Annotated in this window: 9 protein-coding genes; 5 read left to right on the forward strand and 4 right to left on the reverse strand. The window is 73.3% G+C overall.

Annotated elements, in window-relative coordinates; translation table 11 throughout:
* The first annotated feature begins 142 nt into the window (after window positions 1–142).
* The 4 genes from ACTOQ3_RS17830 (at window position 143) to ACTOQ3_RS17845 (ending at window position 6,595) form a co-directional block, all read left to right on the forward strand.
* Entirely contained in the window at window positions 143–3,592 is a 3,450-nt protein-coding gene (locus ACTOQ3_RS17830) for a type 2 lanthipeptide synthetase LanM family protein (RefSeq protein WP_440084504.1), read from the forward strand.
* 143 nt (window positions 3,593–3,735) lie between these two features.
* Window positions 3,736–5,931: a peptidase domain-containing ABC transporter gene (locus ACTOQ3_RS17835; RefSeq protein ID WP_440084505.1), complete on the forward strand. Its 2,196-nt coding sequence runs from the start codon at window positions 3,736–3,738 to the stop codon at window positions 5,929–5,931.
* A 55-nt stretch (window positions 5,932–5,986) separates the two neighbouring features.
* On the forward strand, window positions 5,987–6,241 hold the full coding sequence (locus ACTOQ3_RS17840; RefSeq protein WP_440084506.1) for a hypothetical protein: 255 nt from the start codon (window positions 5,987–5,989) through the stop codon (window positions 6,239–6,241).
* Window positions 6,242–6,322: 81 nt separating this feature from the next.
* Complete coding sequence (locus ACTOQ3_RS17845; protein ID WP_440084507.1) at window positions 6,323–6,595, forward strand: hypothetical protein; 273 nt, start codon at window positions 6,323–6,325, stop codon at window positions 6,593–6,595.
* Window positions 6,596–6,743: 148 nt separating this feature from the next.
* Here ACTOQ3_RS17845 and ACTOQ3_RS17850 read toward each other — a convergent pair whose 3' ends face one another.
* The 3 genes from ACTOQ3_RS17850 to ACTOQ3_RS17860 form a co-directional block, all read right to left on the reverse strand.
* The gene (locus ACTOQ3_RS17850; RefSeq protein WP_440084508.1) at window positions 6,744–9,728 is read right to left on the reverse strand and encodes an ATP-binding protein; all 2,985 of its coding nucleotides are present in this window, start codon (window positions 9,726–9,728) and stop codon (window positions 6,744–6,746) included.
* Between the two features lie 67 nt (window positions 9,729–9,795).
* Window positions 9,796–10,449: a TetR/AcrR family transcriptional regulator gene (locus ACTOQ3_RS17855; RefSeq protein WP_440084509.1), complete on the reverse strand. Its 654-nt coding sequence runs from the start codon at window positions 10,447–10,449 to the stop codon at window positions 9,796–9,798.
* 434 nt (window positions 10,450–10,883) lie between these two features.
* Window positions 10,884–11,357, reverse strand: coding sequence for a MarR family winged helix-turn-helix transcriptional regulator (locus ACTOQ3_RS17860; protein WP_440084510.1), 474 nt, complete (start codon window positions 11,355–11,357; stop codon window positions 10,884–10,886).
* Between the two features lie 73 nt (window positions 11,358–11,430).
* Here ACTOQ3_RS17860 and ACTOQ3_RS17865 point away from each other — a divergent pair, with 73 nt between their 5' ends.
* Window positions 11,431–12,120: a DUF998 domain-containing protein gene (locus ACTOQ3_RS17865; protein ID WP_440084511.1), complete on the forward strand. Its 690-nt coding sequence runs from the start codon at window positions 11,431–11,433 to the stop codon at window positions 12,118–12,120.
* 61 nt (window positions 12,121–12,181) lie between these two features.
* Here ACTOQ3_RS17865 and ACTOQ3_RS17870 read toward each other — a convergent pair whose 3' ends face one another.
* Window positions 12,182–13,300, reverse strand: coding sequence for a helix-turn-helix transcriptional regulator (locus ACTOQ3_RS17870; protein ID WP_440084512.1), 1,119 nt, complete (start codon window positions 13,298–13,300; stop codon window positions 12,182–12,184).
* Window positions 13,301–13,495 lie beyond the last annotated feature (195 nt).

Raw genomic sequence — 13,495 nt, forward strand, 5'->3', positions numbered from 1 at the left:
CGTAGGTGAGGAACTACGTAGTTCAACGGATGTTGCCCGCCGCCGGCCGATTCATGCTGTTGTCGGTCCCGGGCCGGAAGCTGTGCCGCGGTCGGGGGTCCATGCCACCTGATCGCTCAGTACCGCTCAGTGAGGAATCGTCATGCTCCAGGCCGCTTCCGCCGACGCGCGGCCCACCGCCCCGGCAGCCTCCTCCCACGACGCGCCGGGGGCTCCGGCGCCCGGCTGGTGGGCGCCCGGCCTCACACTGGCCGAGCGGCTCCGGCTGCCAGGGGGGCCCGCGCATCCGGAGGACGGCGAGCGGCTGGAGCGGGCGCGCCGCAGGCTGGAGCGCTGGGAGAACTCCCACGGGCTGGCGGGGGGCGGACGTTTCGCCGCGCTCCTGGCGGAGCGCGGGCTGGACGCCGTACGGCTGCACGCGCTGCTCGCGGAGGATCCCGGGCATCTCGCCGGCCGGGCGACGGCGACGACGGGCCGTCCCGCCTGGGCCGAGACGGTCGAGGCGGTGCTGCGGACCATGCCCGCCGGAGGGCGGGCTCCGAACCCGCATCGGGAGGGGACTCCGGACCCGCATCGGGAGGGGACCCCAGACCCGCACCGGGAGGGGATCCCTGAGCCGGAGGGGAAGTCGGCCTGGCAGACGGGCTTCCTGGAGATCGTCACCCCGTTCGTGCGCTTCGCGGTCGACCGGTTCGCCGCGGCCGTACGCGCCGACGGTCTGGACGGCCTGATCGACCTGGTGGAGATCGGCCATCAGCTGGCCGTACAGCTGGGAGGGCACCTGGCCGAGCTGGCCGCCCGCACGCTGGTCCTGGAGCTGAACGTGCTGCGCGTCACCGGCCGGCTCCGGGGCGACACCCCGCAGCGGCGCTTCAGGTCCTTCGTCGAGCACTTCGCCACGAAGGACGGGCTGACCGGCCTGATGTCCGAGTACGTGGTCCTGGCGCGGCTGCTCGCCCAGGCGTGCGACCGGACGGCCGAGACGTACCACGAGCTGCTGGTCCGGCTGGCCGCGGACCGCGCGGAGCTCGTCACCTCGGTTTTCGGCGGCGAGGACCCCGGGCGCCTGGTGGAGGTGAAGATGGGCGGCGGGGTCGGCGACGCGCACCAGGGGGGCCGGTCGGTGGGGCTGCTGCGGTTCGCCGGTGGCGGGCGCCTGGTGTACAAACCCCGGCCGCTGTCGGTGCACGCCCACGTCAACGAGGCGATCCGCTGGCTGGACGACCGTCTGCCGGGCTATGACCTGCGCTCCCTCACGGTCGTGGACAGCGGCGGGTACGGGTGGGTGGAGTTCGTCGAGTACGACCCGGACGCGGACCCGCACGGGATCCGCCGGTTCTACCGCCGCCAGGGTGCGCTGATGGCGCTGCTCTACGCCTTGGACGGGGTCGACTTCCACTACGAGAACCTGATCGCCGCCGGTGAGCAGCCGATCCTGGTGGACCTTGAGGCGGTGTTCCATCCCGAGGTTCCGCGCCTGTCCGGCGTGGACTGGATGGATGAGGATCCGGCCGGCGCCGTGCTGGCGGAGTCCGTCTCCCGCATCGGGCTGCTGCCCTCCGTGTTGTGGAACGAGGACGGCGAGGCCCTCGACATGGGCGGGGTCGGAGCCGACGCGGGGCAGACGATGCCGTTCAAGGTCGTCAAGTGGGACGGGCCGGGGACCGACGAGATGCGCCTGGTGCGCGAGCAGGCCGTCTTCCCCGGCAGCCAGAACCGTCTCAGCGCCGACGGCCGGATGGTGAACCCCGCGCACTTCGCCGGAGAGCTGATCGCCGGCTTCCGGGCCGGGTACGGGGCCATCGCGTCCGGCCACGCCGAGCTGGTGGGCGACGGCGGCCTGCTGGAGTGCTTCGCCGGCGACGAGATCCGCGTGGTGATGAGGGCCACCCGGATCTACGGGATGCTCCTCATGGAGTCCACCCATCCGGACGTGCTGCGCGACGCCCTCGACCGCGATCGGGTGTTCGACCTGCTCTGGGCGCTCGCGGAGAACGATCCGGTCCGCCGCCCGCTGGTGCCCCTGGAGAAAGAGGAACTGTGGGCCGGGGACGTCCCCATGTTCACCACCCGGCCGACGACCAGGGACGTGTGGAGCGGCCGGGGCGTCCGGCTGCCCGGCGTGCTGGACCGCGAGAGCCTGACGCACGTGACCGGGAAGATCAGGGCGATGGGGGAGGCCGACCTGGACCGGCAGGAGTGGATCATCCGGGCCTCCATGGCGACCCGGCCGGACCAGGCGGCGATCCCCGCCGACCTCGGCCCGACGTCGCCCTCCGCCGGTCACGATCGGAGGCCGGGGACGCCCGCCGCCCCCCTCGACCGGGAGCGGGTCCTCGCCGCCGTGCGGAGGATCGCCGACCAGCTGGCCGATCTCGCGCTGGCCGACGAGTCGCGGGTGAACTGGCTCGGCATGGATCTGCTGCAGGAGACGAGGTGGGTGGTCAGCCCACTGCGGATGGACCTCTACAGCGGTGTTCCCGGCGTCGCCCTGTTCCTCGCCCAGGCCGCGGCTCTCACCGGTGAGGACCGCTACGCCGATCTGGCCCGCCGCTCCCTGGTCCCGCTGCCCCGGATCGTCGACGCCCTCGCCACGCCGCCGGCCGACGCCACCGCTCTTGTCCCCGCTCCCTGCGGGCCCTTCAACGGGCACGGCGGCCTGGCGTACGCGCTGACGCATCTGGCGCGGGACCTGGACGATCCGGGCCTGTGTGACGCGGTCGAACCGCTCGTCGCCTCGATGGTCGCGGGTATCCCGGGTGACGAGACGCTTGACGTCATCGGCGGCGTGGCGGGTGGCATCGGCGCGCTGCTGGCCGTGTACGAGGCGACCGGGCTGGCCCTGGCCCGTCAGGCGGTCCGCGCGTGTGCGGACCGCCTGGTCGAGACCGCCAGGCCGCAGCGGCGGGGCGTCGCCTGGCAGGTCGCGGTACCGGCCGTCCAGCCCCTGACGGGCTTCTCCCACGGCGCCGGCGGCATCGGCTGGGCGCTCGCCCGCGCCGCCGCGGCGTCGGACGACGTCGCGGCGCGGGCCCGCTACGCCGAGACCGCCCGCGCCGCCTTCGACTACGAGCGCGGCCGGTTCGACGCGCGCGCCGGCAACTGGCCCGACTACCGGGACACCCCGGGGATGTCCTCCGGCGACGACGGGACGCCTCCCCACATGCAGGGGTGGTGCCACGGCGCGCCGGGAATCGGCATGGCCCGCGCCGACCTGCTGCTGCGCGGCGTCGCGGACGAACACCCCCTCCTGGCCCGCGACCTGGCCGGCGACCTCGACCTCGCGCTTCGGTCCTTCCTCGCCGGCCCGCCCTCGCAGATCGGGCACAGCCTCTGTCACGGTGAGGTGGGCAACCTCGAACTGCTCACCACCGCCATCGCGGCCGGCCGCACCGATCTGGCGGAGGAGCGTGACCGCCGCCTCGGCGTGGTACTGGACCAGCTCGACACCGGTCCGCGCTGCGGCACCCCGGCGGGCGTGCCCACCCCCGGCCTGATGACCGGGCTGGCCGGCATCGGGCACGGCCTGCTGCGCCACGCCTTCCCGGATCGGGTGTCGCCGGTACTGCTCCTCGCGCCGCCCACCGGCTGACCCCGCCCCGCCCCACACCGCCCCGCCCCGCCGCGCCGCTCCCGGCACGGACCGCCGCTCCCGGGACCGCCCGATCCGCCTGAGCCGCCCGCCCGCCGTACTCGCCGTTCCCGCATCCCGAGTTCCCGCCGCGAGGAGAAACCGTGCGCCGCCGCGTTCCCGTCCGCCTCCAGATGACCCGTACCGAATGCGGCGCGGCATGCCTCGCCATGGTGCTCAGCCACCACGGCCGGGACACGTCGGTCTCCGAATGCCGGGAGCTGCTCGGACCGGGACGCGACGGCGTCTCCCCGGCCGGCCTCGTCGCCGCGGCCACCGGGCACGGGATGCGCGCCACCGCCGAGCGCGTCGGGGACCCGCTGGCGGCGCCGCCCACCAGGCCCGTCATCGCCTACTGGGACAGGGACCACTACGTCGTGGTGGAGCGGTTCGGGCCGGTCCGAGTGCACATCGTCGACCCCGCCAGGGGCAGGCGCGTCCTGTCCCGCGAGGAGTTCACGAGCGAGTACGGCGGGGTGCTGATCGACCTCTCGCCCGGCGAGGGGTTCGTCAGGCGCCGCGCCCCGCTGCGACGGAACCTGCTCCTTCGGTACATGCGCGAGTTCGTCGGCGTGGCGGGCGGGCGCCGCATCCTCGCGGTGATCCTGCTGCTGGCGGGCGCCATGCAGGCGCTCGGGCTGGCGCTGCCCCTGGCGACCCAGGTGGTCGTCGACCACCTGGTCCCCGACTCGCGCCACGACCTGCTCGGGGTGCTCGGTGTCGCGGTCGCCGGGGTCGTCGTCATGCAGGGCGTGCTGACGCTGTTCCGCTCCCGGATGCTGCTCAGGCTCCGGGCCCTGGCGGACGAGCAGCTGGTCGGGCGGTTCGTCGCCCACCTGCTGCGGCTGCCGCTGGACTTCTTCCTGCAGCGGAGCAAGGGTGACCTGCTGATGCGGCTCGGCAGTGTGTCGGCGGGCCGCGAGACGGTCACCCAGCACGCGCTGACGCTGTGCCTGGACACGATGATGCTGGCCGGATACGTCACGGCCCTGGCCCTCATCAGCCCGTGGTACACGCTGATCGTCGCTGTGCTCGCGGTCATGCAGATCGGCCTGATGCTCAGCTCCTACCGCCGGGTGCGCGTGCTGTCGCAGCACGAGCTGACCGCCCGCGCCGAGGAGCAGAACTACCTCGTCGAGGCGCTCCAGGCGATGCTTCCGGTCAAGGCCAACGGGGTGGAGGAGCAGGCGCGGCGACGCTGGCGTGAGCTGTTCGACTCCTACCAGGCGGCGATGCTGCGCCGGGGGAGGGCCAGCTCCTGGTTCGAGGGGGGCCAGGCCGCGCTGTCCCTGCTCGCGCCGCTCGCGCTGCTGTGGTGCGGCGTGTGGCTGGTGCTCGACGGCCGGATGTCGCTCGGCTCCATGCTCGCGGCGAACGCCCTGGCGATGTCCGTGCTCGCGCCCCTGATGGGCTTCGTGGGCATCGTCCAGCTGCTCTCCATGCTCCGCGGCCAGATCGAGCGCGTCTACGACGTCCTCGACTCGGCGCCCGAGGCCGGTGGCGACCAGGTGCTTCCCGGCGGGCGGCCCGTCTCCGTGCAGGCGAGGAACGTCACTTTCCGGTACGCGCCGGAGTCGCCGCCCGTGCTGCGCGACGTCTCCTTCGACGTGCCCGCCGGCACCAAACTCGGCGTCGTCGGGCGTACCGGTTCCGGGAAGAGCACGCTGGCGCTGCTGGTGCTGGGCCTGCTGCGGGCCGAGACGGGGCTGATCCGCCACGACGGCCTGGCCGTCGGCGAGCTCGACCTGGCCGAACTGCGCCAGGGGTGCGGCGCCGTGCTCCAGGAACTGTCCCTGTTCAACGGCACGATCCGCGACAACATCACGCTCGGCAACCCGGACGCCACGGAGGCCGACGTCGTCGAGGCGGCCACCATGGCCGGGCTGCACCAGGACGTTCTCAACCTGCCCATGGGCTACCGCACCACGGTCGGGGAGGGCGGAGCATCGCTGTCGGCCGGCCAGCGCCAGCGCGTGGCGCTGGCCCGGGCGCTGGTCCACCGGCCCCGGCTGCTCATCCTGGACGAGGCGACGAGCCACCTCGACCCCGAGACCGAACGGCGTGTCGACGCCGCGCTGTCGGCGCTGAAGGTGACCAGGATCGTCATCTCGCACCGGCTCAGCGCCGTCCTCAACGCCCACGAGATCGTCGTCATGGACCGGGGCCGGGTCGTGGACCGCGGCGACCACGACGAGCTGATCAGCCGGTCCGGGACCTACCGAGAGCTGTTCGGCCCACCGGCCGCGCCCGAGCGGGCCGCGCCCGAGCCGGCCGCGGCCGTGGGCCCGGCTCTTCCCTAGCGGCGCGGTGTCCACCGCGCGGAACGAAAGCACCACCGACCGGAGGAAGCCCATCATGTCCATCGACAACCACGACCTGGTCAGAGCCTGGAAGGACCCCGAGTTCCGCGGGGACGGCATGTCGCACCCCTCGGGTGACATGAACCTCGACCTGACGACCGTGTCGGGGGGGAACGACGTGACGTCCCTCCCGTGCGGCATCGTCCTCACCGACGCGGTGAGCTGCTGGCCGAGCTGCGGAAGCTCGGCCTGGGTGGGAACCTGCGCCGCGGTGACCGTGGGCTGCTGCAAGCCCCACTTCAACCCCTGACCCCCGACCTCGACCCCGCCCGTCCTCCCGCCGGAAGCGGCGGGAGGACGGGCATCCGGATGACCACGAAAGGAACACGTCATGTCCGAAGACGAGATCGTCCGCTTCTGGAAGGACCCCGACGGCAGGGCCGGCTCGTTCGACGAGGCGACCCATCCCGCCGGCTCCATCGACCTGGGAATGGCCGGGGCGAGCGGAGCCCACGCGGCCACCACGGAGAGGCTGCTCAGCCTCGGCTGCTGCGGCGGCCTGACGGACCCGCTCGGCTGCGGTTCCATGACGGTCGCCAGCGTGTGCCTGCCGAGCTTGACGGGAAGCCCGCTCGAATGCCAGATGACGTCCCGCTGCGTGTGACGTGCGCGACCTCGTCCGGCGGCACCCGCTGAGCCGGTGACCGGCGGGGCCCGCCGAGCGGACGAGGGGAGCGGCGGTCAGGCGGACCGTTCGGGCGGCGGGCCGGCCCTCAGGTGGGCCGGCCCGCCGGGAGGACCGCGCCGGAGGGTCAGCCCGTCCCTGCCATCCGGTGCGCCAGCGCGGTCCTCGTGGTCACACCGATCTTCTGGAACGCCCGGGCGAGATGGGTCTCCACCGTACGAGGGCTGAGGAAGAGCCGCTCCGCGATCTGCCGGTTCGTCAGCCCTTCCGTGGCGAGCTCGGCGACCTCCCGCTCCCGGCCGGACAGTTCCGCCGCGAGCTCCGCCCCGCGCGATCCGCGGGCCCCCGCCCGGCGCTGCTCGCGTCCGGCCCGCTGCGCCAGCCAGGAGGCGCCGCATCCGGTGAACAGCTCCCTGGCGCTCCCCAGCTCGCGGTGCGCGGCGCGGGTGTCGCCGAGCCGGCCGCCGAGTTCCGCGAGAAGCATCCGCGCCAGACCCTCGTCGATCGGAAGCCCTTCCCCGGCGAAGCGGTCCACCGCGTACCGTGCGGCGGCGACCGCGGCCGGACGGTCGCCGAGCGCCTGCGCGACGATCGCCCCGGCACAGGCCACGGAGCTCAGCTGGGCCCGCGGTGCTCCTCGTTCCGCGACCGCCCTCGCCCGCGCGTACCACTCCCGGCCGCTGTCCAGGTCACCGCGGGCGACCTCGGCCTGCGAGCGCAGCGCGTACACCGAGGGGGCGTGGGGCCCCAGCCCCTCCGGGTCGGGGCCGAACCGTGCCTCCAGCAGGTCCCGGCACCCGTCGGGGTCACCGGAGAGGAGACGTATTTCCGCCAGGGCGTGGTCGGCGATGTCCCGCCACCACGCGGGACGCGGGCCCTGCCGGTGGTGCGGGGCCGTCACCGGCGGAAGGGCGGCGCCGGGACCCTCCCGCCACAGCAGCGGCCGGGACTTGACCGCCAGGACGAGGGTGTGCGTCTCCGCGCTGTCGAGACGCCGGGCGACCTCCTCCCCGTCCTCCGCGTCGGTCAGTGCCTGGGGCACCATCCCGAGACGGGCGTGTACGACGGACCGGACCAGGTAGAGGTGCGGCACCACGTCGTCGTGCCCGTACCGGCGCGCGACCCGCAGCCCGCGCTCCGCGTGGCGGAGCGCGTCGCAGTGCTCGTCCATCAGGAACTCGGCCCAGGCCAGCGCCGCCATCAGTCCCAGGGCGGCGCGCAGCTCCGGATCGGTGAGCGCGTCGGCGCGCTCGCGGGCCTCCCGCAGCAGCGTGCGGCCCTCGTCGAACCGGCACCGGTACAGCTCGGCCAGCGCCAGCAGGGTGATCGCGGTGGCTGGGAGCCCGGGGCGGCTTTCCCCGCGGGCCAGCCGGAGCGCCTCGGCGGCCAGCTCGGCCCCGGCACGCCAGTCGCCTCGCATCATGTCGACGGCGGCGAGTTCCACCAGCAACGCGCTCCGCGCGCGGGCGCTGCCACGGGTCGCCCTGCGCAGCTCGGAGCCGAGCAGGGCACGGGCCTCGGGCAGCCTGCCCAGGGCCCTTTCCGTGGCGCCCAGGCGTTCCAGGGCGGCGGACCGGAACGCGCCGCCGTCGGCGGCCAGCTCGTGCAGGACCGTCCGGGCCTCGTTGAACCGGCCCGCCGGCCCGAGCACCCTGGCCAGCTCCAGCCGGAGCTCGGCCCGCCGTCCGGCCGTTCCCGCGTCGTGGGGCAGCGCGCGCAGGGCCGCGCGCAGCCAGCGGGCGGCGGTCGCGGGGGCGACGTTCACCGAGTTCAGCGCGGCCTCGGCGAGCAGGGCGGCTCCGGCGGCGTCGCCGGGCCGCACCACGTGCCGCAGGTGTTCGGCGCGCACCGACGGCGGCGCGTTCCGCCCTGCCAGGTGGTCGGCCGCGCGGCGGTGGGCGGCCGACCGCCAGGACGGCGTGGTCATGCGGTACGCGGCGGCCCGGACCAGGGGGTGACGGAACCGGAGCCGTCCGTCGGTGACGCTCAGCACGTCCCGCGCCGCGAGGTCGTCCAGCGCCGTTCGCACCTCCTCCTCCGGCATCTCGGCGATGGAGGCGACCAGTGCCGGATCGATTGCCGGGTCGAGCGCGCCGACGGTTGCCGAGGCGGCCTGCAGGACCTTGGTCAGGGAGGTCCCGAGCGTCCCCAGCTCCCGGGCGATCAGGACGTCGAGCTCCGTCCGCCCGCCGTCGCCGCACCCCGATCCCCGGCACAGCTCGTCGACCGTACGCTCGGGCAGCCGGCCCAGGATCTCCAGGTAGAGCGGGTTTCCCCTGCTGATCTCGTACAGACGACGCCGGTAAGCCGGTGATTTCCCCGGCGTCAGCGACTCGGCGTCCTTCGCCGGCAGCGGGCCCAGCCGCATGCGCGCCACGGGGGCGGAGGAGCTCGCCAGCGACCGCTCCAGCATCGGCGGCAGCCTGCCGGTGCGGGTGGCCAGGACGGTGACGGTCGCCCGGGGTGGGTGCCGTACGAGATAGTCGACCAGTTCGGCGGAGGCCGTGTCGGCCCAGTGCACGTCGTCCAGGAGGAGCACCAGACCGGACGGCAGGGCCCGCGCCTCCAGCAGGGCGCGGGCCCGCCGGTGCGTCCTGTGCCGTTCCGCGCCGGGCGCCCGGTCGCCGTTCCCGGCGGGCGGGGCGGGCGCGACGAGCCTGGCGCGCAGCCGGTCGGCGTCCGCGGCGAGGTCCGGCTGACTTCCCGCGTGGTCCAGGGCGTCCAGGACCAGTGACCAGGGGACGCCGCTGCCGATCTCCGTGGCCCGGCACGTGAGCACCGCGACGCCGTCGGACGCGGCGACGGCCGCGAACGCGGACAGCAGCCGGGATTTGCCGATACCCGGTTCGCCGTCCACCACCACGCAGGCCGACTCTCCGGCGCGGGCCGCCAGTCTTCTCAGCTCGGCCAGCTCGGCGCCGCGGCCCGGCAGGGCGTCAGGTGCCCGGTCTGTCAGGCCGGCGCCGGCCGCCGGGTCCGTCGAGCACGCCTGGTTCGTGGAATGAGCCTGGTTCGCCCTGCCCGATCGGCCCCTCGGGTCCGTCCGGCTCGTGCCTGCCGTGGTGAGCCCGCGGGGAGGCTCCGGCCGAGCGGCCGGTACGCGCACGTCCATCGTCGGTTCTCCATGCGTGATGGGGGAGGAAGGAGATGACGTCACGCCACGCGGAGAGGGGGGCGGGTCACTCCCCGGTTCGGGCGGCGCGCATGCGGCCGACCGGCGGCGGGTCGTTCTGGATGAGGGCGGCTCTCGGGTCGGGCAGTTCGTACATCTCGTACAGGCGGCGGCGGACACGCTCCAGCGGGTACTGGTCCTGGTAGACGGCGGCCTTGAAGATGACGCCTTCCAGCACGCTGCGGAGCATCACCTCCTCCAGGGCGGGGTCGGCCGCGCCGCGTGCCGCGAACAGCTCGCGAAGGCCGTCCTCCAGGCGGCGTACCCCGGCCTCCTTCCTGGCCTCCGCCTGCGCGAAGAGCCCGTGGGTGGAGGGGTGGATCACCAGGCTGAGCGTCATCTGCTGCACGGGCAGGGACTGGGAGACGGTGAGCAGGACGCCGTCGATGATGGCGGCCAGCCGCTCGTCCGGCGTGCCGGTCACGTCGAGAATTCCGGTCACGCTGTCGATATAACGGTCCAGGAGTTTGTCCACGAGATTCTGCTTGCCCGGGAAGTAGTAGGTGATCAGGCCGCGCGAGACCCCGGCTCTGGTGGTGATGTCGGAGATCGTGGCGTTGTGGTAGCCCTTCTCGCTGAAGACCTCCAGTGCGGCGGCGAGGATCCTCTCCATCGACTGCTCGCGCATCACTTCGTTGGCCTGCGCCGATCGTGGCGACACTCTTCCCCACCTCACTGGCTCGCGTCATGGCTCGTACGAGGCGGTGGCCGCCCTGAGTCCATTCTCGCGTGCGGCGCCTGGCGGAGTAGTTGGCGGCGGACGGTCAGTCATGAGCCTTCTTTCCTGACATGACGGGCTAAATCAGGAGGTGTCAGTGACAATCGTTGACTGTACAGCCATCCAGCCAAAAAATGATCAATTTCGGATGGAAAAAAAGTGAACTCCGTCTCACCCTTCTGAGGAGATGCCGGACAGGTCTCCGCCGTCTCCTTCGCCTCCGTGGATCCCGCCGCGCGAGGCCGGACGCCCAGGGAACGGTCGCCGGGACTCGCGGGCAGGGATCTCTTCCCGGCCGCCGCGTGGGCGTGCTTCGCGGGGCGCCGGAACGAGTCCGCGACTCGAGGAGGGGGTACCTGGCCGGCGGTGTTTCCCGGTTATCCCTCGCGGAGGAGGGCGGCCTGTTCGCGGGCGACGTCGCGCATCCGGCCGAACAGGTCGAGCACCATGGCGATCTGGTCGTCGTCGTATTCGGCGAGGGCCTGGGCCCAGGCCTCCGACATGCCCTCGAACAGCGGCCGGATCTCCGCCTGCCGTTCGGGGACCGGCCGGACGAGCACGCGGCGGCGATCCTGCCGGTCGTGCTCGCGGCGGACCCAGCCGTCCCGCTCCAACCGGTCGATCATCCGGGTGACGGCACCGGTGGTCAGACCGGTCTGGGCGGCGATGTCCCCGGCGGTCGCCTGCTCGATCCCGGTCAGCGCGGTCAGGCTTTTGAAATCGCCCAGGCTGAGCCCCAGGCGGTCGGCCACCGCCTGCTGGAACAGGATCCCGGCGGCGATCGTCTGGGTGAGCTCGGCCTGCAGGTGCGCCAGCAGGGCCTGACGGTCGACCGGCTCGGCACTTGACATGCATCTACCTTACATGCTCATACTCTGCGCATAACATTATCTGCACAGAGCAGATAATGAGAGAGGCAGATAAATGGACGCTCGTAGGTCGTCGCTGTGGTCCGGAATCGCCGGGACCTCGCTGTTCACGCTGATCTGGCTGGTCGAAGGAGCGATCCGGCCGGGTTATGACCCGATGCGCAGCTGGATCAGCGAACTCGCCCTGTCCGGTCGAGGCTGGATCCAGATCGCCGGCTTCCTGATCGGCGGTGTCCTGATCACCGTCTTCGGGCGCGGCCTGCGCGCCGTCTTCGCCGACGGCCCCGCGGCGACCTGGGGTCCGCGGGTCGTGACCACCGCCGGCGTCGCCCTGTTCGCCGCCGGCCTCTTCGTGATCGACCCGGGGACCTACCGCCCTCCCGGCACCGTGGCCGGGACGACCTGGCACGGCATCCTCCACGACATCGCCGGACCGGTCATGGTCCTCTCCGTCGCGGCGGCGGCCGTCATCTACTCGCGTCGCTTCGCCCGGTGGTACGGGCTGGCCACCGGCGGCCTGGTGGTCGCCCTCTGGCTCGTGGCGGGCATGCTGAACGGCCTGGACCACGCCGGCGTCTGGTCACCCGCCCCCGCCGGACTGTTCCAGCGACTGTCCGTCCTGACCGGCTTCGCCTATCTGGCCTACCTGGCTTGCCGCGCTCTCGCCGCGTCCGAGACGGCGGCATCCGTCGCGTACCCGGCGACGGGCGGTGAGGAGACGACGGGTGGGGCGGTGACCCGATGAGACCCGATGAGACCCGGCGTCCTTCGCCCGCTTCTCGGCGGGACGTCCGGCGAGCCCCGTCTCAGGTGTGGACGTGCTCCACATCGGCGTCCGGGGCGTGCATCAGGGGGCCGTAGTGCTCGGCGAACAGCTTGGCGACCAGTTCGCCCCGGCTGGTGATGCCGAACTTGGTGAAGATCGCCTTGAGGTGGTGGCGCACCGTGTGGGCGGACAGGTGCAGCTCCGTGGCGATGTCGGCGGTCGACAGCCCGCGCGCGACGCACTGGGTGATCTGCTGCTCGCGAGGGGTCAGGCAGTACGCCTCGACGATGATCGGGGCGATCTGCGCGGAGTTCGCCGGTTCCAGGACGACCGCCACCGGACCGGGCGCACCGCTGGGGCTGCGCAGGCACGAGGCGTGCACCGCGAGCCAGCGGCCAGAGCCGCCCCGCAGCCGGGCCGCCGCCGGGCCGGGGTCGCGACCGGCCGCGACGGATCGGGCGCGGGCCACGACCGACTGCACGGTGACCATCGGCAGCGGGGTCTGCTGGTGATCCCACCGCGGTCCGGCGAGCTCGCTCAGCCACCGTTCGGCGTGCGCGTCCAGCGAGATGATCTGCCCGGACTCGTCGAACAGCGCGGTGCCCGGCGCCTCGGCGGTGACCGGCGGTGCGTCCTCGGTCGTCGCGATGGCGAGCCCGGCGAGCCCGAGGGCCAGTTCGGGGCCCATCGCGGTGACGTGCCTGACGTCACGCTCGGTGAACGGCCGCCTGCCGGTGTCGCGGAACAGGTCCACCACACCCCAGGTGCGCTCACCGATCCGGAACGCCGCGCGCAGGTTGTCGCCGTAGCCCTGGGGCCGCATGAACTCGCGGTAGCGCGGGCTGCGCCCGGGGAAGCCGCCGGTGGCCAGGCCCAGGGTGCCGCCGCCGTCGGGGCTGCGCGCGACGTCGCGGAACAGCAGGACGTCCTCGGTGCCGTACTCCCGGCGGAAGTATCCCTCGCAGTGATCGGGCTCGATGTTCTCGGCCCGCAGCGGCGAGATGGGCAGCATCGTGGTGGGGTCGGTGCCGAACCACACCGCCGCGTCGAAGGGCATCACCCGGCGCAACCGCTGCGACGCCGCGGCGAACAGCTCGCTGCCACGACCCGCCGTGCCGGATTTACGGCACTCTCCGGGCCGTCCGGTGGACGTCGTCATACATCGATGCTGTCACACGGGAGCCTCCCCCGAATGAGGGACCCTGGAGCGCCCGGACCAGCGGATTGAGGGATGTGCGGGGGCCGTGGCCCTGAACAGACTGATGGACGACGGCGATCTCCCCGGCCCCACCGGACAGATCGGCCCTCGCCTCGGCCGTGCCGTACCGGCATGCCCGTCCCCCCCGCGCCCGAC

Source organism: Streptosporangium sp. LJ11 (genome assembly GCF_051918945.1).
Lineage (GTDB): Bacteria > Actinomycetota > Actinomycetes > Streptosporangiales > Streptosporangiaceae > Streptosporangium.